General features: G+C 36.5%; 15 protein-coding genes. All 15 read left to right on the top strand.

Annotation, left to right across the window (positions count from 1 at the left end):
- Nucleotides 1-117 precede the first annotated feature (117 nt).
- Nucleotides 118-4404, top strand: coding sequence for a DNA-directed RNA polymerase subunit beta' (gene rpoC, locus G7092_RS13415; RefSeq protein ID WP_166090105.1), 4287 nt, complete (start codon nucleotides 118-120; stop codon nucleotides 4402-4404).
- A 248-nt stretch (nucleotides 4405-4652) separates the two neighbouring features.
- On the top strand, nucleotides 4653-4964 hold the full coding sequence (locus G7092_RS13410; RefSeq protein ID WP_076374980.1) for a DUF3467 domain-containing protein: 312 nt from the start codon (nucleotides 4653-4655) through the stop codon (nucleotides 4962-4964).
- Between the two features lie 235 nt (nucleotides 4965-5199).
- Nucleotides 5200-6000: a polysaccharide biosynthesis/export family protein gene (locus tag G7092_RS13405; protein ID WP_166090103.1), complete on the top strand. Its 801-nt coding sequence runs from the start codon at nucleotides 5200-5202 to the stop codon at nucleotides 5998-6000.
- Nucleotides 6001-6013: 13 nt separating this feature from the next.
- Complete coding sequence (locus tag G7092_RS13400) at nucleotides 6014-8377, top strand: GumC family protein (protein WP_166090101.1); 2364 nt, start codon at nucleotides 6014-6016, stop codon at nucleotides 8375-8377.
- Between the two features lie 77 nt (nucleotides 8378-8454).
- Nucleotides 8455-9495: an FAD-binding oxidoreductase gene (locus tag G7092_RS13395; protein ID WP_166090099.1), complete on the top strand. Its 1041-nt coding sequence runs from the start codon at nucleotides 8455-8457 to the stop codon at nucleotides 9493-9495.
- Nucleotides 9496-9512: 17 nt separating this feature from the next.
- Nucleotides 9513-10286, top strand: coding sequence for a glucose-1-phosphate cytidylyltransferase (gene rfbF, locus G7092_RS13390; RefSeq protein ID WP_166090097.1), 774 nt, complete (start codon nucleotides 9513-9515; stop codon nucleotides 10284-10286).
- Nucleotides 10286-11368: a CDP-glucose 4,6-dehydratase gene (gene rfbG / locus G7092_RS13385; RefSeq protein WP_202985271.1), complete on the top strand. Its 1083-nt coding sequence runs from the start codon at nucleotides 10286-10288 to the stop codon at nucleotides 11366-11368. Before rfbF ends, rfbG begins: the two co-directional genes overlap by 1 nt.
- On the top strand, nucleotides 11361-12296 hold the full coding sequence (locus G7092_RS13380; protein WP_166090096.1) for an NAD-dependent epimerase/dehydratase family protein: 936 nt from the start codon (nucleotides 11361-11363) through the stop codon (nucleotides 12294-12296). Before rfbG ends, G7092_RS13380 begins: the two co-directional genes overlap by 8 nt.
- Complete coding sequence (locus tag G7092_RS13375) at nucleotides 12283-14001, top strand: thiamine pyrophosphate-binding protein (RefSeq protein WP_166090092.1); 1719 nt, start codon at nucleotides 12283-12285, stop codon at nucleotides 13999-14001. The genes G7092_RS13380 and G7092_RS13375 overlap by 14 nt, the downstream gene beginning before the upstream one ends.
- 48 nt (nucleotides 14002-14049) lie before the next feature.
- Nucleotides 14050-15354, top strand: coding sequence for a lipopolysaccharide biosynthesis protein RfbH (gene rfbH, locus G7092_RS13370; protein ID WP_166090090.1), 1305 nt, complete (start codon nucleotides 14050-14052; stop codon nucleotides 15352-15354).
- The gene (locus G7092_RS13365; protein ID WP_166090088.1) at nucleotides 15347-16261 is read left to right on the top strand and encodes a glycosyltransferase family 2 protein; all 915 of its coding nucleotides are present in this window, start codon (nucleotides 15347-15349) and stop codon (nucleotides 16259-16261) included. Before rfbH ends, G7092_RS13365 begins: the two co-directional genes overlap by 8 nt.
- Nucleotides 16258-17712: an oligosaccharide flippase family protein gene (locus tag G7092_RS13360; protein ID WP_166090086.1), complete on the top strand. Its 1455-nt coding sequence runs from the start codon at nucleotides 16258-16260 to the stop codon at nucleotides 17710-17712. Before G7092_RS13365 ends, G7092_RS13360 begins: the two co-directional genes overlap by 4 nt.
- Nucleotides 17713-17749: 37 nt before the next feature.
- The gene (locus G7092_RS13355; protein WP_166090084.1) at nucleotides 17750-18694 is read left to right on the top strand and encodes a glycosyltransferase; all 945 of its coding nucleotides are present in this window, start codon (nucleotides 17750-17752) and stop codon (nucleotides 18692-18694) included.
- The gene (locus G7092_RS30650) at nucleotides 18681-19307 is read left to right on the top strand and encodes a CatB-related O-acetyltransferase (RefSeq protein WP_166090082.1); all 627 of its coding nucleotides are present in this window, start codon (nucleotides 18681-18683) and stop codon (nucleotides 19305-19307) included. Before G7092_RS13355 ends, G7092_RS30650 begins: the two co-directional genes overlap by 14 nt.
- The gene (locus G7092_RS13345; protein ID WP_166090080.1) at nucleotides 19297-20202 is read left to right on the top strand and encodes a glycosyltransferase family 2 protein; all 906 of its coding nucleotides are present in this window, start codon (nucleotides 19297-19299) and stop codon (nucleotides 20200-20202) included. Before G7092_RS30650 ends, G7092_RS13345 begins: the two co-directional genes overlap by 11 nt.

Below are 20202 nucleotides of genomic sequence, written 5' to 3'. Positions count from 1 at the left end.
CAAATCATCAATTCGCTGGCTCACTAATTCAAACATAGTAAAAGAGTGATTTAACAAAACAGGTTAACTCACTAATTCACTAACTCACTAATTCAATCATTAAAAAACAAGGAGACTATGTCTTACAAAAAGGATAATAAAATCAAAAGTAATTTCACCACAATTACGATCAGTCTGGCCTCTCCTGAGTCCATTCTGGAACGTTCAAGCGGTGAAGTTTTAAAACCAGAAACCATCAACTACAGGACTTATAAACCTGAGCGCGATGGTTTATTCTGCGAACGTATTTTTGGTCCGGTTAAAGATTATGAGTGCCATTGCGGTAAATACAAACGTATCCGTTACAAAGGTATCGTGTGCGACCGTTGCGGTGTTGAAGTAACCGAAAAGAAAGTACGCCGCGAGCGCATGGGCCACATTAACCTTGTAGTTCCTGTTGCTCATATCTGGTACTTCCGTTCATTACCAAACAAAATCGGTTACCTGTTAGGCTTGCCAACAAAAAGGCTCGACTTAATTATATACTACGAGCGTTATGTAGTTATACAGCCAGGTATCAAAGAAGCTGATGGTATCAACAAAATGGATTTCTTGACTGAAGAGGAATATCTTGATGTGTTGGATACCCTGCCAAAAGAAAACCAATACCTGGATGATAAAGATCCGCAGAAATTTGTAGCCAAAATGGGTGCCGAGGCTCTTGAAGAGCTGTTGAAACGCCTTGACCTGGATGAGTTATCATTTAGCCTGCGTCACCAGGCAGCAAACGAAACTTCACAACAACGTAAAAACGAAGCTTTAAAACGTTTACAGGTTGTTGAAGCTTTCCGTGATGCAAAAACTCGTATCGAGAATAATCCTGAGTGGATGATTGTTAAAATCGTTCCGGTTATCCCGCCTGAATTGCGTCCGTTGGTACCACTGGAAGGTGGCCGTTTCGCAACTTCGGATTTGAATGACCTTTACCGTCGTGTAATTATTCGTAACAACCGTTTAAAACGTTTGATCGAGATCAAAGCACCGGAAGTTATATTACGTAACGAAAAACGTATGTTACAGGAAGCTGTTGACTCGTTGTTCGATAACTCACGTAAAGTAAACGCGGTAAAAACCGAAGGTAACCGCGCCCTGAAATCACTTTCAGACATCCTGAAAGGTAAACAAGGCCGTTTCCGTCAAAACTTATTAGGTAAACGTGTGGATTACTCTGCCCGTTCGGTAATTGTTGTAGGCCCGAACCTTAAATTACACGAGTGCGGTTTACCAAAAGATATGGCTGCCGAGCTGTTTAAACCATTTATCATCCGCAAAATGATTGAGCGTGGTGTGGTTAAAACAGTAAAATCTGCCAAAAAGATAGTTGATCGTAAAGACCCATTAGTTTGGGACATCCTGGAAAACGTATTGAAAGGACACCCTGTATTATTAAACCGTGCGCCTACGCTGCACAGATTAGGTATCCAGTCGTTCCAGCCAAAACTGGTTGAAGGTAAAGCGATCCAATTGCACCCATTAACCTGTACCGCCTTCAACGCGGATTTTGACGGTGACCAGATGGCCGTTCACGTACCACTAGGTAACGCGGCAATTTTGGAAGCCCAAATTTTAATGCTGGCATCACACAACATCCTTAACCCTGCTAACGGTACGCCTATTACTGTACCATCACAGGACATGGTGCTTGGTTTGTACTACATAACCAAAGGCCGTAAAACAGATGCAACCCGTGTGGTTAAAGGGCAGGGGTTAACTTTCTATTCTGCAGAAGAAGTACTTATTGCTTATAACGAGAAGAAAATTGACCTGCACGCCTTTATTAAAGTTAAAGGTTTAGTAAAAGAAAAAGATGGCAGCATAGTAAGCAAAATCATTGATACTACCGTAGGCCGCGTGTTGTTTAATCAGCATGTACCGGTTGAAGTAGGTTATATCAACGAATTGCTGACCAAAAAATCACTGCGTGATATTATTGGTGAGGTTGTTAAAATTACCGGTATGGCCCGTGCAGCCCAGTTCCTTGATGATATTAAGGAATTAGGTTTCAAAATGGCATTTCAAGGTGGCTTATCATTTAACCTGAAGGATATCAATATCCCTGCTGAAAAAGTTACACTGATCGAAACAGCTTCTAAACAAGTTGAAGAAGTAATGGGTAACTACAACATGGGTTTCATTACCAACAACGAGCGTTATAACCAAATTATCGATATCTGGACACGTATCAACAATCGCTTAACTGCGAATGTAATGGACATCCTAAGTAACGATAACCAGGGCTTTAACTCGGTGTACATGATGCTTGATTCAGGTGCCCGTGGTTCAAAAGAGCAGATCCGTCAGCTTGCAGGTATGCGTGGTTTGATGGCTAAGCCGCAAAAATCAGGTTCAGGTGGTGAGATTATCGAAAACCCGATCCTTTCAAACTTTAAAGAAGGTTTGTCTGTATTGGAATACTTTATCTCTACTCACGGTGCCCGTAAAGGTTTGGCGGATACGGCGTTGAAAACGGCTGATGCTGGTTACTTAACCCGTAGGTTACATGACGTTGCCCAGGATATGATTGTTGGTGAAGTTGATTGCGGTACTTTAAGAGGTATCTACACAACTGCGCTGAAAGACAATGAAGATATTGTTGAGCCGTTATATGACCGTATCTTAGGCCGTACAACTTTACATGATGTGCATGACCCTATCACCAACGAATTGTTGGCAGTAGCTGGTCAGGACATTACTGAAGAAGTAGGTAAAAAGATTGAAAACTCTCCATTAGAGGGTATCGAAATACGTTCGGTATTAACCTGCGAAAGTAAGCGTGGTGTTTGTGCATTATGCTATGGCCGCAACCTGGCAAGCGGTAAACGTGTGCAAAAAGGTGAAGCTGTTGGTGTAATTGCAGCACAGTCAATTGGTGAGCCGGGTACACAGTTAACATTACGTACATTCCACGTGGGTGGTACCGCCTCAAACATCGCGGCTGAATCACAGATCAACGCAAGGTTTGATGGTATCATTGAATTTGAAAACGTACGTACTGTTCAATACAAAACCGAAGAAGGTGATGTAGACGTGGTATTAGGTCGTTCTGGTGAGTTCCGCATTGTTGAAGAAGGAAGCAATAAAGTAATTGTTACCAATAACATTCCATACGGTTCATACCTGTATGTAAAAGATGGCAGCAAAATTACCCGTGGCGATCGTATTTGTTCATGGGATCCGTATAACGCGGTGATCATATCTGAATTTGCAGGTTTAACCCAGTTTGAAGCCGTATTGGATGGTATCACTTTCCGGGAAGAATCTGATGAGCAAACTGGTCACCGTGAAAAGGTAATTATCGATACAAGGGATAAAACAAAAAACCCTGTTATTCAAATTACCGACACAAAAGGTAACGTAATAAAAGGATATAACATCCCTGTGGGGGCGCACATCGCTGTTGAAGAAGGTGAAAAACTACAAACAGGACAGGTTATTGCTAAGATCCCTCGTTCAACTGGTAAAACCCGGGATATCACCGGTGGTTTACCACGCGTAACTGAGTTATTTGAGGCACGTAACCCATCAAACCCTGCTGTAGTAACAGAGATAGATGGTGTGGTAACCTTAGGTGGTGTTAAACGTGGTAACCGTGAAATCACTATCGAATCAAAAGATGGTCAGGTTAAAAAGTACCTTGTTCCATTGTCAAAACACATCCTTGTACAGGATAACGACTTTGTGAAAGCTGGTATGCCGTTATCTGATGGTTCTATATCACCTGCTGATATCCTGGCTATTAAGGGCCCGGCTGCGGTACAGGAATATCTGGTAAATGGTATACAAGAGGTTTACCGTTTACAGGGTGTGAAGATCAATGATAAACACTTTGAGGTGATTGTTCACCAGATGATGCAGAAAGTATCAATCGAAGATGCGGGTGATACTCGTTTCTTAGAGCGTGAAGCTGTTGACAGCTGGGATTTCATGACCGAGAATGATGATATATTTGATAAAAAGGTTGTAATTGAACCAGGTGATTCAACTACTTTAAAAGCCGGTCAGATCGTATCATTAAGAAGATTACGTGATGAGAATTCTGTTCTGAAACGTCGTGATTTAAGGTTAGTTGAAGTACGCGATGCTATTGCGGCAACTTCAAGTCCGATACTACAAGGTATTACCAGGGCTTCATTAGGCACTAAGTCGTTTATCTCGGCTGCGTCATTCCAGGAAACTACAAAGGTTCTTAATGAGGCTGCTATAGCTGGTAAAAAGGATCTGATGCTTGGCTTGAAAGAAAATGTTATTGTTGGTCACTTGATTCCTTCTGGTACAGGCTTACGTGAATATGAAAATATCCGTGTAGGTTCACAGGAAGAATTTGATCGCTTAATGGCTTCAAAAACTGAAGAAGTAGAAGCGTAAATTCATTTGAATATATTAACAAGCCCTTCGGTTTTTACCGAAGGGCTTTTTTGTTTAATGATGAGATTATATCACATTAGTAAAAAGAAAAAAAAATGAAACAAAAATAAAACATGGCTGTTCTGAGTTTCACTGCTTACGATAAAGCATTTTTTTAAAGCATGAATTGAAATGCAATTAAAGGTTGAACAATATTTGTTATTATTGGAGAGCCTTTTGATAAATGGATGGCTTTATTATTTAATAAAATGGAAGAACAAAATGAAAATCAACTGAATATTGAACTTTCTGAAGAAATAGCAGAAGGAATTTATTCAAATTTGGCGATAATTACCCACTCAAGCTCAGAGTTTGTGCTCGATTTTATCAGGGTAATGCCAGGAATACCAAAGGCAAAAGTAAAGTCACGGGTTATTTTAACTCCAGAGCATGCTAAACGTTTATTAACCGCATTGGAAGACAATCTGGAAAAATTTGAATCGATTAATGGACGAATTAAGGTTCAACAAGAGCCTTCAGGTTTCCCGATGAATTTTGGTGGAACAATGGGGCAGGCATAATTTATTCCTCATTTAACTTGAGGAAAGTGAACTCTAAATTAATCTTAGATTATTTCATTATTAATAAAAAAAATACCAAAATACAAATAAATTGCTAAAAAAAATGATACTTTGTTAAGTGATTTTGTATATTTGGGCACGACAATTGTTTTTTATTAATATTGCCAGCATACTAAATAGTTATCAATAAAAGGGAAGGTTGTAATGTATCTTCTAAAATTTAAAAACAATCTAAATGATAAAAAATAATTTCTTAAAGTTTTTTTTAGCTATTGTTTCCGTAATTCTTATATCTTCCTGTAGCAATGAGAAAAAGCTGGTTTATTTTCAAAAAACAAAAGGTTTTACCGATACGCTTGATTTAGCTAAAGTTTATATCCCCAAAATTCAACCAGGAGACATTCTTTCGATTTATGTAAATTCATTAAACCCCGAGGCTAGTAGCTTTTTTAACCCTTATTCGGTTAGTTCGGGCTCCAGTAGTTCTTCTTCAACCCCTGGTAGTGGCGCGGCTGTACTGAGTCAGTCTGCGGCTCCTGGATATTTAGTAAACTCATCGGGTGTTATACAATTACCTTTGATAGGAAACTTAAAAATAAGCGGGCTTTCAACAACACAAGCAAGTGACACCATAAAGGTTTTAGTAAGTAAGTACTTAAAAGAACCAACTGTAAACGTTAGATTCTTAAACTATCGTATCTCCGTTTTAGGGGAGGTAGCCAAGCCCTCAATCTATACTATTCCAAATGAAATGATAACATTGCCTGAAGCATTGAGTTTAGCAGGAGACTTAACTGTATTTGCAAGAAGAGATAGTATAACAATTGTTAGAGATATGAACGGGAAGAAAGTTTTTGGTAATGTTGATTTACGAGGAAGGGACGTTTTTAATTCTCCTTATTATTATTTGCACGCTAACGATGTTATATATGTAAAAACAGGAAAAGCCAAAGCCCAATCAATTGATAGGACTTATCAGGTAGTACCAATTGTTGTAAGCTTACTTACTTTAATACTTTACATTGTAAGGAGATAGTTATATAGTTTTTATGCAAGAAGAAAAAAAGTTTTCCGAATATATTGTTAGTGGTGCTGAAGAACCCGAAATAAATCCTCGAGAGATATTATTTAAATATTTAGTTCATTGGAAGTGGTTTATTGTGTCCTTTCTATTGGCATTGGTACTTGGTTATTTGTTTATCCAAACGCAAATTCCTCAGTATAAAATTCAAACTACTTTATTAATTAAGGACGATAAAAACCCAGCAAGCAGTGATGCTAAAGATTTGTTAAATCAACTTGATCTGAATTCTTCAAGTAAGATTATAGATAATGAAATACAAATACTGAAGTCTAACTCTTTAATGACTAAAGTTGTAGAAGCATTGCATCTTCAAACAAATTATTATATACAACATCATTTAGCAAAATACTATTTGTATAAAAATGGCCCATTTGAAGTAGAGGTTCTAAAACCGGGGGCACTTACTTATTCTAAGGAATGGCTTGTTAATTTGGTTGATGAACAAAAAGCTTTGTTTAATGGAAGGCCAGTTTCATTAAATAAACCTGTACAAACAGACGCTGGTCTGATACTTATTACACGCTCCAAAAATGTTCGTTTTTCTAATCAGCCTATTTATGTTACTTTTAGTACAACCGCAAATCTTGCTGCTGCTTATTCAGGTAATATAAAAATCGATCCTGCAAGTAAAGAGGCTACTGTATTATTAATTAGTTTAGAAGATGCTATACCGCAGCGAGGAAAAGACATTTTGGATAATCTGATTGACGAATACAATATAGCTGCCATTGATGATAAAAATAAAACGGCAACAAATTCATTAAACTTTATTCAAAGCCGGCTGGTATCAATAGCCAACGATTTAAGTTCTGTTGAAAAGAAAGTTCAGGACTATAAATCGAGCAATAGCATCACTGATATATCTGCTGAATCAGGATTGTTTTTAAGTAGTGTGAAAGATAACGACGATCAATTAAGCAAAATAAACCTGCAACTTGCATCGTTGGATAATCTGGAGTCTTATTTAAATGAAGGCAATGATAATACAGGAGTAAAATTACCATCCATGCTGGGTATACAAGATCCTTCTTTATTGGCCTTGGTACAACAATTGGGTCAGGCCCAAATATCAAGAACAAGTTTGTTACGAACCACACCAGAGACAAATCCAATTGTTAACTCTCTAAACGACCAGATACAAAGTATTAAAGAAACATTACTGCCTACATTAAAGAACGTAAAGAGTGGCTTACTACTAAATAAAGAGCAGTTAATAAGCGAAAGCAAAAAGTTTTCGGGAATAATAAAAAATGTACCTGCTAAAGAAAGAGGGTTACTTGATGTAATGAGGCAGCAGGATATCAAAAATAACCTGTTTAATTTCTTATTGCAAAAACGCGAATCAACAGAGCTTTCTTTAGCTACAACTATTTCAGATAGTAGAACAATTGATAAAGCGATAAGTGATAACACACCTTTGAAGCCGGTTAAGAGTGTAATCTATTCTTTTTTTATACTATTAGGATTACTTCTGCCAATTATAATAATATATCTGAAAAACGTATTAGATTATAAAATCAGGGATAAATCTCAAATTGAAAAGCTTACGAGAACACCAATTCTTGCTGAGATAGCCCACTCAGATGATTCGGTTCCTCTTATTGTCTCTGAACGCCCTCGTTCAATGATTGCCGAACAGATGAGAGCTTTTCGTACTAATCTTCAATATATTGATTTCAATAATGATCATAAAGTGATTTTATTTACTTCAAACATAAGTGGTGAAGGCAAGTCATTTATCTCATTGAACTTAGGCGCAAGTTTAGCAACCGCAAATAAAAAAGTAGTTGTTTTAGAACTGGATTTGCGTAAGCCTAAACTCCATTCGGCTCTTGGGTTAGAAAATTCGGTTGGTTTATCCAATTATTTTATAGGTAAGGTAAGTTCTAAAGACATTATAAGATCTATCCCGCAACAAGAGAATTATTATATTATAACAAGCGGCCCTGTGCCGCCAAATCCTGCGGAATTATTAACCAACGGACGAATGGATATATTGATAGCTGAGCTTAAAAAAGAATTTGATTTTATAATTCTTGATGCACCTCCTGTAGGTTTGGTTACCGATGCCCAAATATTAAGCAAGTGGGCTGATGCAACAATGTTTGTAATTAGAAATAACTATAGTATCAAAGCTCAGGTTAGTTTAATTGACAATCTGTATCGTAAGCAAATATTTAAAAATCTAAACATTGTGTATAACTCTGTCAATAGAGGAAATGGGTATGGTTACGGCTATGGATATGGTTACGGTTATGGATACTATGAGGAGGACTTAAATAAAAAAAGAATATTAAGTCCGTTTAGTAGATTTTTAAAAAAGGATTAATAATCTACTAAACAAGGATGGCTAATGGTTATAAAGTTGTAGATATGACATTTGCTTGTTTAGTTTAACAATATATTATGTTAGTTTATACTTTAAAAATTGTAGAGTTACGACACGAAACAGCAGATACTTTAACTATTTGTTTTAAGCAACCGGCCTTAAAAAAAGTTAAATATCTAGCTGGTCAATATTTAACATTAATTTTCCGTATAAATGGTCGCAGATATATTAGACCTTACTCTTTTTCATCTGCGCCAGGGATTGATTCAAATATTGAAGTAACCGTGAAACGAGTACCCGGTGGGATTGTATCGAATCATATCCATGATAAATTATCAGTTGGTGATATCGTTGAAGTTTTTGAGCCTTTAGGTGATTTTACTTTAGATAAAATAGCTGATTTGGCTAATTCGCATCTGGTTTTATGGGGTGCGGGGAGTGGTGTTACTCCTTTAATATCAATAGCAAAGTTTGTTTTACATAATGAACTTTGTAAACACGTAACGCTGGTGTATGGAAATAAAAGTTTTGAAAGCGTTATTTTTTCAAGTAAAATAAATGAGTTTAAAGAAAAATTTAAAAACCTCTCTTTATTTCATTTCTATTCAAAGCTTGCAATAAGTGCTACAAATGATAATGTTATAGAAGGAAGAATAAACCCTAAAAAAATTCTTTCTGTCATGAAAAATGAAACGCCTTTAGAGAATACTATCCACTACATATGTGGACCTACGGGTTTAAAGGAGTCTGTTAAAGATCAGCTATATAAATTAGGTGTGCATGAAGAAAATATTTATACAGAAGATTTTGAAATTGTTAGAGATCCCAAGGAGTTTGAATTTATATTAACTCAGAACGTAGAAATTCTTGTAGGTAATCTGAATCAAAATGTTGAGGTTGTAAAAGGAAAAAGTATTCTTGAAGCTGGTCTTGATGCCTCCCTGGAGCTTTCTTATTCCTGTCAAACCGGGAGCTGCTTGCTATGCAAAGCAAAATTGCTTTCTGGCGAAGTTAAAATGATTGGTGTACATAAAAAGAGTGAGTTATTGCAGGATGAATGTTTGTTATGTTGTAGTTTTCCAATCACCAGCAATGTTAGTGTTTTAGTAACAAATTAATCAATTAAAATAATTAGATGAAAGTTGTATTATTAGCAGGCGGCCTAGGCACCAGACTATCTGAAGAAACAGTATTAAAACCTAAACCCATGGTTGAAATAGGTGGAATGCCCATTTTATGGCATATCATGAAAATCTATTCCAGCTATGGCTATAATGATTTTATTGTTTGTCTTGGGTATAAGGGTTATGTTATTAAAGAGTATTTTGCCAATTACTTTTTGCACAAGTCCGATGTTACTATTGACCTTGCTGATAACTCAATTAAAGTGCATGATTCGCAGGCTGAGCCATGGAAAATAACGTTGGTTGATACAGGCAATGAATCAATGACGGGGGGGAGAATAAAACGTATTCAGCCCTTTATTGGTGATTCTCCGTTTATGCTTACTTATGGTGATGGAGTATGTGATATTGATGTAAAGGCTTTGGTAAAATATCATGAAGAACATGGTAAATCATGCACAGTTACATCAGTACAGCCATCAGGCAGATTTGGTTCATTAAATATTCTCGAAGATTCCACGGTTCACTCATTTATGGAAAAACCTAAAGGTGATGGGGCTTGGATCAATGGTGGTTTTTTTGTTTGCCAACCAGAGGTTTTTAATTATATAAAAGAAGGCGATAGCACAGTTTGGGAACAACAACCGATGGAACAAATAGCTAATGCTGGCCAAATGAATGCTTATAAGCATACTGGTTTTTGGCGACCAATGGATACACTTAAGGATAAGCAGGATTTGAATGCAATGTGGGAAACAAATAAGGCACCCTGGAAAATTTGGTAATGATGTATAATAATTTAGCTTCAGTATACAAAGGCAAGAAAGTTTTTTTAACCGGTCATACTGGTTTTAAAGGTTCCTGGATGCTTAAAACCCTGTCTATGTTGGGGGCTGATGTAAAGGGATATGCGTTAGCTCCGGATAACGACAAAAATTTATATCATTTAATAAAAGGCGATCAGTTGTGTGAATCAACTATAGCCGATTTACGAAATAAAAAAAAATTAATTGATGATATAAAAGAGTTTCAGCCAGATTTTGTGTTTCATCTTGCAGCCCAGCCTTTGGTAAGGTTATCATATGAACTGCCAACAGAAACTTTTGAAATAAATGCCATTGGCACAGCAAATTTGCTTGAAGGGGTAAGGGCTATAAATAAACCTTGTAACGTGATACTGATCACGACTGATAAGGTTTATCATAATAATGAATGGATATACCCATATCGTGAAAATGACCGGCTTGGTGGCTATGATCCTTATAGTGCGAGTAAAGCATGTGCCGAATTGGTGATAGATTCGTACCGTAATTCGTTCTTTAATATCAAAAACTATCAGGAACACCAAAAAGCTATTGCAGTTACCAGAGCTGGTAATGTTATAGGCGGTGGCGATTGGTCAAAGGACCGTTTAATACCGGATATAGCACGGGCAATTGGCAACAATCAAAAAGTAATTATCCGAAATCCTTCTTCTATAAGGCCATGGCAGCATGTTTTAGAACCTGTTTTGGGTTATTTATTGCTTGGGGCTAAATTAGTAACCGACCCGATTAAATATGCGCAGGCATATAACTTTGGGCCATACGGAGAAGATGCGCTTACCGTTAAAACAATGGTGGAACTTTCTATTGCTACGTGGGGTATGGGCGAATACGAAGTACCTCAATTTACAAATCAGCCACATGAAGCTGGGCTGTTAAAACTTGATATCAGCAAAGCTACTGATCAATTAGGCTGGAGACCACAGCTAAACGCAAAAAGCGCAGTTGAATATACGATTGACTGGTATAAAAACTTTTTTGAAAATGAGGAAAGTTCAGATAAATATACCGAAACGCAGATAACCGATTTTCTTAATGGCTAAGGTTTTTATTACAGGTATTACCGGATTTTTAGGCTCAAATATAGCCACCTATTTAGTGGAGCAAGGGCATACCTTAGCAGCTACTTATAGGGATGGCTCCTCGAAACATTTATGTAAGGATTTTGAGGACAGAATTATTTGGATATTGCAGGATGGGAATAGCTGGCTAAAGAAAGCCATAGATTTTGAACCGGAAATAGTTATTCATTCTGCTTGGATAGGGGTTGGTCATTTGGAAAGAAATGTGTGGGAAATACAATCAGCTAATATTGTTTTTACTGAGCAAGTATTGTCTGTGGCACAAAAAGCCATGGCCAAAAAGTTTATTTCTTTGGGATCGCAAGCCGAATATGGCGTTTTTGATGGTTGTATAACGGAGGAACATGCTTTAAGCCCTACAGAAGCTTATGGTTGTGTTAAGCTGGTTTGTGCCGAACTCGTAAAACAATTTTGTAATCATAATAAAATAGATTGGTTTTGGCTTAGGTTGTTCTCGTTTTTTGGTAAAGGTGAATCTGAAAAATGGTTGATCCCTACTTTAGTTAATAAATTACTAACTACTGATCAAATGGATTTAACACCAGGCGAACAAAAGTATGCTTATTTATATGTTGAAGATTTAGGAAGAGCAATTAACCAAATTATTAATATTAATGGAACTTCAGGGGCATATAATATCTCTGGGAAAAACTTAGTCAGCCTTAGAAGTTTAGTGGAGTTTATACGAGATCAAATAAATCCGTTATTTCTGTTAAATTTCTCTAAATTATCATATAGGGAGAATCAACCCATGCATATGCAGGGTAATGTTTCGAAATTTGTTAATGAGTTTGGTGAATTTGAGATTTCAGATTTTAAAGAATCACTTATTCTAACAATAAACCATATTAAGGAACTGGTAAAAAACATCAATAATGAAAGCATCTGATTACATAGCGAAATTTTTGGAGCAAAAGGGAGTTCAGTATGTTTTTGAACTTTCTGGTGGGATGATTACTCATCTTTTGGATTCTTTAAACCAAAAAACATCAATCAATATCATTACAATGCATCACGAACAAGCTGCCGCTTTTGCAGCTGATGCTTATGGTCGCATTACTGGAATACCGGGTGTTGCTTTGGCCACCAGTGGCCCAGGTGCAACAAATTTAATTACAGGTATAGGAAGTTGTTATTTTGATTCAACGCCGGCTGTATTTATAACGGGACAGGTTAACCGGCATGAACAGAAGGGTGATCGCCCAATCAGACAATTGGGATTTCAGGAAACAGATATTATTTCAATGGTAAAACCCATAACGAAAGCTTGTTATAAGGTTGAACATCAGGATGATTTGCCTTTAATTTTAGAAGAGGCATTTTCAATAGCCGTAGAAGGAAGGCCAGGACCAGTACTTATTGATGTGCCGATGGACGTTCAGAGGTCCTTAATTACTGTTCCTGCCCCTAGTTTAGATGTTACAACTCCTCCGGCACCCACTAAATTAGTGCTGGAAGATATTGTTGAAGATATTAAACAAGCTCAACGCCCATTACTTTTAGTTGGCAGAGGGGTAAGGTCGGCTTTTGCAATAGATGCGATGAAAGTATTTGTTGAAAAAACCAATGTGCCTGTTATTACAACCTTATTGGCCGTAGATGCTTTAGAATATACTCATCCCTCAAGAGTGGGTTTTATTGGAAGTTATGGTAACCGGTGGGCAAATATTGCATTTGGAGAAAGTGATTTATTAATAGTAGTTGGTAGCCGCCTTGATATTAGGCAAACAGGAGCAGATACTAAATTTTTCGAAAACAGAAAAATTTACCATATAGATTGTGAGCCCGGAGAAATCAATAATAGAATAAAGGGATGTGTTCCGGTTGTTGCAGATGCAAAGCAATTTTTTGAAGATTTTAATACATTTTCAGCAGGTGATGAATTTCCAGGTCCAACCACATGGTATGAATATATTAACGGATTAAGGGAGCAATGGCCGGATGTTAAGGAGCTTGACCCCAACGGTATAAACCCAAACGTATTCATTCACAGTTTATCGAAAAACTCGCCCCTGGCAAAATGTTTTATTGCTGACGTAGGAAGCCATCAAATGTGGACAGCACAGTCAATAGAATTAAAAAAAGATCAGTTGTTTCTTACATCTGCAGGGATGGGAGCTATGGGATATGCTTTACCCGCGGGTATAGGTGCTAGCTTTGCCCTCGATATTAAACCTGTAGTTACCATAATTGGAGATGGTTGCATGCAAATTAACATACAGGAGTTACAAACTATTGCCCGCAATAAACTTCCGGTCAAGATCATTATCCTGAATAATAAGAATTTGGGAATGATCAGGCAGTTTCAGGATAGTTATTTTGAGTCAAGGTATCAATCAACTTATTGGGGCTATAGCGCTCCAGACTTTGAAAAGGTTGCCCTGGCATATGGAATAAATAGCATAACAATTTCCAAAGAAGATGAAATTGAGGATGCAGTAAAGTGGATGTGGAATGATGTTAACAGAGATGCCCCTGTTTTACTGCAAATTATGATAGATCCCTATACAAATACTTACCCTAAAATAGCCTTTGGCAAGCCTATAACAGAAATGGAGCCTTTTGCCAAGCCTATTGAAATGGAAAGTACCTGATATCAACAATAAATATATTATACTATACTATAAACAAGATAAATTGTCATGTTAAAAAATATCACCGACCCTCAACTGGAAAAAAGTCTTAGAGAGATTGCGCAAAGAAAAACAACTCAAATTATAATTCCAGGTCAGAACTATATACCTGTTACAGGTAAAGTACTTGATGAGGATGATATATTATTAGGTGTTGACGCTACACTTGATGGGTGGTTAACAGCTGGTCGTTTTGCTAACGATTTTGAATATAAATTTGCTAATTACTTTGGTGCTGTTAAAGCACTTTTGGTAAATTCTGGTTCTTCTGCAAACCTGGTTGCTTTTTACGCGCTAACATCTCCCAAGTTAGGGGATAGGGCTATTAAAGCAGGTGATGAGGTAATTACCGTAGCTGCCGGCTTTCCAACTACAGTAAACCCGATTGTTCAATTTGGAGCTATCCCAGTTTTTGTAGATGTGGATGTAGCAACACACAATGTTAAGGCCGAGTTGATTGAGTCTGCTGTTTCTCCTAAAACAAAAGCTATCATGATTGCGCATTCTTTAGGTAATCCGTTTAATCTGGATGAAGTAATGCGGGTTGCAAAAAAATATAATTTGTGGGTGGTTGAAGACGACTGTGATTCATTAGGAGCCACTTATAGAGATAAAAAGACTGGAACATTTGGTGATATTGCTACATTCTCATTTTATCCGGCACATCATATTACCATGGGCGAAGGTGGAGCCGTTCTGATAAATAATCCGGAGTTAGCTAAAGTTGCAGAAAGCTTTAGAGATTGGGGAAGAGATTGTTATTGTGAACCAGGAAAAGACAATACCTGTGGTTGCCGTTTTTCACAGCAACTAGGATCGTTGCCATATGGTTATGATCATAAATATACTTACTCGCATATTGGGTTCAATTTAAAGGTTACCGATATGCAGGCAGCGTTTGGCGTATCACAATTAAATAAAGTGGATCGCTTTGTAGAGAAGCGCCGTCAGAATTATAAATTACTTTATGAAAGGATGAAGGAGTTTGAAGAAATATTTATCCTTCCTGAACCAACCGAACATAGTAACCCATCTTGGTTTGGTTTCCTTTTAACCCTGAGAGAGGGAGATGCTGCCGATAGGCACATGTTGGTGCAGCATCTTGAAGAAAGCAAGATAGGAACACGTTTACTATTTGCTGGTAATTTATTAAGGCAACCAGCTTATGCAAATGTGCCGCATCGTGTTGTTGGGGATTTGACTAATACTGATATCATTATGAACCAATCTTTTTGGTTAGGGGTTTGGCCCGGACTTAATGAAACCCATTATGATTATATTTCTGATACTATCAAAGCATATATAAATGGTTAATGAAAAAGCCATAATATCATTTTGTATACCTACCTATAATCGTTCTGCACTGTTAAAAAAGTGCATAGAATCTATTATTGGTTATCAGGATGATGATATTGAAATAGTTATTCAGGATAATTGCTCTCCTGATGATACAGCGCAGGTCGCAGGTAGTTTTAAAGACTCTCGTATTAAATATTTCAGAAATGAAGTTAACGTTGGACCTATAGTTAATTTTTCAAAAGTAATTCAAAGTGCGTCCGGCAAATATGTGTATCTATTAACGGATGATGACATGTTGTTGGCCGGCGCTATTGATAACTTAAAGAAATATATAAGCGAACATCAGCCATTGGCTTTTAAAACAGCATTAATAATGTTGCTTGAAAAGTCATTAACATCATCAGTGTATTCGTTCTCCAAAACGGATTTCCACAAAGGAAATATAACGGTTAATGCTGCAGCTCACATATTTTTATCCTCTCATATATATACCGGGCTTTGTTTTGACAAAGATTTATACCAATCAGAATTTATCAGAAAGCATGATACGGATTGGTATCCCAGTATGGCACTAATGGGATGTGCAGGAATGAACTGTGGCTATATAAGTTTCCCTACCGCTATACATCTGTGGGAAAATGAAACATTCTGGGGGATATCTCCAGATAAAAGTGATGAATTAAACAGGGGACGGGTGGCGATCATTAAATCACTACATGACGATAAAAAGATTGATGATGCGCTTTATTATGAAATTTGCAAGCTTCACTCTATCAGGTTTTCAAAAAATGACCAGGAAGAGCTTAAAAAAGGACTTCCGGCTAAATACATATCTGAAATAAAGCGTACGCTTTTTAAACAAAATTTGTCAGATAAGACAAGGGCTGTTGTAAATGCTATCAGAAAATCAATAGGCATATGAGTTTTAAGAAAAAATTACTAGGTAATGTTTTGATCGCTGGCTCATATACATATATTTCTCAAGCAGTATCCTTTTTATCATCGATCATTATCTCACGATTGGTATCACCGAATAGTTATGGTACTATTGGATTGATCACGGTTTTTACAGGATTCATAGCTGTTTTTTCTGACGGGGGCTTATCATACGCATTAATCAGAAGTGATTATGGAAGAACTTATCAGAGAGTACTAACTAATTTAGCTTGGTTATTAGGGATTTTACTTTTTGGAATTACTGTAATCCTGGCTTACCCTATCGCTTTATTCTATAAAAATCAGGAACTTTTAATTCCGACCATTGTTTTAGCATCTACTTTTGTATTACGAAGCCTGAGTTTAGCTCAGGGAGCTTTATTAGCCAAACAACTAAAATTTGGTTTTATAGGTAAAGTTACTCTGATATGTACAGTAGCTTCAGCAGTTATTACAATGATTTTGGGATATTTTAAAGGAGGGTATTGGGCACTAATTATTCCGCAAATTTTTACAGCTATAATTACTGCTGTTTTATATGAGCGAGAAGTGAAATTAGGGTTCAAAATATTTCCATTAAATTATATCAAGGTTGCCTATAAATTTACCCGGAAGCTTATAGGTAGTATAATCGGATTTAATATTATATCCTATTGGGCGCGTAATTCTGATAATATGATTGTGGGAAAATGGTACGGGGTAAATGATCTGGGTATTTATAACAGAGCTTATATGCTGTTAACGTTGCCTTTAAACTTAATTACAGGATTGTTTAGTAATATCCTTTTTCCAAGTTTAAAAGTATTGAAAACGCAAGGTGGAAGTGTTGAAACCGAGTATTATTTTGTTTTAAGGATTATTACCTTTTTGAGCTTTCCGCTCACGGTACTTTTTATTATATTCCCTAAGCAACTTATTATGCTTTTATGGGGAAAGTCATGGATTTTGGTAGCTGATTTGTTACCATATTTTGGACTGTTGATATTTACACAAACTTTACTATCAACTGTTGGCCAATTATTGGTTGTTGAAGGAAAGGAACGGGAGTTTATGATATCTGGGTGGATAGGAGGAATTATATTAGTAGTTGCAATTTTTGCAGGTGCTTCCGTTTCTTTAGTAGGAGTTGCTCAGTATTATTCATTAGCTTTCATTGTACTTATACTTATCTACAACTTGTTTTACATTTATATACGTACGTTAAAGTTTGATAAGTTAAAAGCAATGTCATTTTGGTTGCCAAAAGTAGCGTTTTCTGTAGCATTGTGGTTTAGCTTATATTTCAATGTGTTTAGCGCAAAGTTAATTTTGCTTTTGTTGATTTTGGTATACTTGATTTACGACGGCAGAAAAGAAGTTGGAGGCCTTACTCAGCTTATACAGACTAAGGTATTAAAAAGGAAAAAAGAAGTTACAACCTCCGAATCATCTATATAGGCGAAGAGGGAAAATCAATTTTAAAGATACAATTGTCATGGATTTAGCTCCTATAGTATTATTTGTATTTAATAGGCCATCGCATACGCAAAAGACGCTTGATGCCTTGTCAAAAAACTATCTCGCCAGTGAAAGCAGATTATATATTTATGCTGATGGACCAAAAGAAAATGCAACGGAGAGCCAAATTGAACAAATTGAGGAAACCAGAAGAGTTATACGGTTGGCCAATTGGTGTAAAGAAGTAATTATTATTGAATCGGATGTAAATAATGGTTTGGCAAACTCCATAGTAAAAGGAGTTACAGAGGTAGTCAATAAGCATGGTAAAGTGATAGTTTTAGAAGACGATTTGATTACCTCAAATGGCTTTTTGCAATACATGAATGATACCTTAAATTTATATGAGCCCGATAACGAAGTAATGCACATAAGCGGATACATTTATCCGGCTACAGAATTGGATAAAACAGAACAAACTTTTTTCGTAAATATTCTTTCGTGTTGGGGCTGGGCCACATGGAAAAGAGCGTGGAAATATTATAATCATGATATAGACACTCATTTAAACACTTTTAAAACCAAAGAGAGCATCAAGAGATTTGATATTTATGGTAATGCAAATTACTATGTACAACTAACTGATAATAAAAGTGGTAAACTTTATTCATGGGCAGTAAGATGGTATGCATCATGGCTTAGTGCCGGAGGATTTTCTTTATTTCCTGCCAATTCGTTGGTGACAAATGATGGCTTTGATGGTTCTGGTGAAAATTGTGGCGTTGATGAAGGATTCAATACCCAACTTACTGCTAATGTGCAGGTAATCAGACAGCCTATTGTCGAAAACTTATACAATCGAAAACGCATCGACAAATTTTACGCAAAAAAGGAGGCCACGTTTAAACGATTTCTTATAAATACTACGATGAAAATGGGAATTTTTGATCACCTGAAAAAAATTAAGGATGCTATTAAGTAAATTGAAACAGGTTGTCTTTTTTTTTAAAAATATATACAACCGCTTTCTCAGTATATATAAAAAGGTAAATGTAGGTAAGCATGTTAAAATTGCACCCAGGTACCAGCTATGGAATGTAAATATTGGCGATTATACATACGTTTCAGAAAATTCCAAAATGTCTTTCACAACTATTGGAAAGTTTTGCTCTATTGGCCCAAATGTATTTAGTGGATGGGGAATACACGAAACACAAGGAATCTCAACTGCTCCTATGTTTTATTCTACCGGAAAGCAAAACGGTATTACCTTGAGTCGGGAAAATAAAATAGTTGAACGAAAGCCCATAACTATTGGGAATGATGTATTTATAGGGGCCAATGTAATTATTTTAGATGGGGTTGAAATTGGAGATGGAGCAGTCATTGGAGCAGGTGCAATTGTGAGTAAAAACATTCCTCCGTATGCAATAGCCGTTGGAATCCCAATAAAAATTATTAAATACCGGTTTGAATCTCAAATAATAGATAAGCTGTTAAAGATAAAATGGTGGGATTGGAGTGATGAGAAATTGTCAGATGTTGAGCAAATGTTTTTTGAAGTAGATAAGTTTGTTGATAAGTATGATTCTTGAAAAGGGACTAATAAGCGTTTTACCGGTGGCAAACCAAAAGTCGAATTGGCCGTGGACCATCGAATCTGATTATGCTCTTTATAAGAGTGATTGGAAATATCCTAAAATTTCGGTGATTGTACCAAGTTACAATCAAGGTAAGTTTTTAGAGGAAACCCTGCGTTCTATAATTTTACAAAACTATCCGAATTTTGAAATTATTATTATCGACGGAGGTAGCACCGATGATACCATCGATGTAATTAAAAAATATGAACCCTGGATTTATTATTGGGTAAGTGAAAAAGACGGAGGACAGAGTGATGCTATAAATAAAGGAATAAAGAAGGTTACAGGGGAGTTTTTAGGATGGCAAAACTCTGATGATATTTACTCAGTCAATGCATTTTATCATTTTGCTGAAACCTATAATAAAAATCCCGGCAACGATGTTTATTTTGGCAACATGCTTACAATCGATCAGAATAGTAAGCCATTAAATCTACATCGCTATGCTCCTTTCTCCTTTAATGAAATAAAGTTCTCAGGCTGGAATATTACCAATCAAGCCTGCTTTTTTTCAAGAAATCTTTTTGATCATATTAAAATCAAAAAGGAGTTTAGGTATGTTATGGATGGAGCGCTTTTTTTCGATATAGCAAGCAGAACAAATAAATTTGTTCATATTAAACAAGTGCTGGGCTGCTTTAGATTACATGAAGAAGCAAAATCATCAACTATTAATATGAGTACGGGGTGGGATGAATGGGTTAAGCTTAGAAGTGAGTTTGGAATTGTGATGAAGCCAGACGTTCCGTGGAATAAGCAGTTTGTTTGGTGGAAATTATGGTTTAAAATCCGAAAAGGACTTTATTATCTGCCCGAAATACTTTCCCTGAAAAAAGACCAGAAGTAA

The sequence above is a fragment of the Mucilaginibacter inviolabilis genome, from assembly GCF_011089895.1.
Taxonomy (GTDB): Bacteria; Bacteroidota; Bacteroidia; order Sphingobacteriales; family Sphingobacteriaceae; genus Mucilaginibacter; species Mucilaginibacter inviolabilis.
The sequence above is the reverse complement of the archived record's forward strand: the minus strand, read 5'-3'. Positions and strand labels throughout refer to the sequence as shown.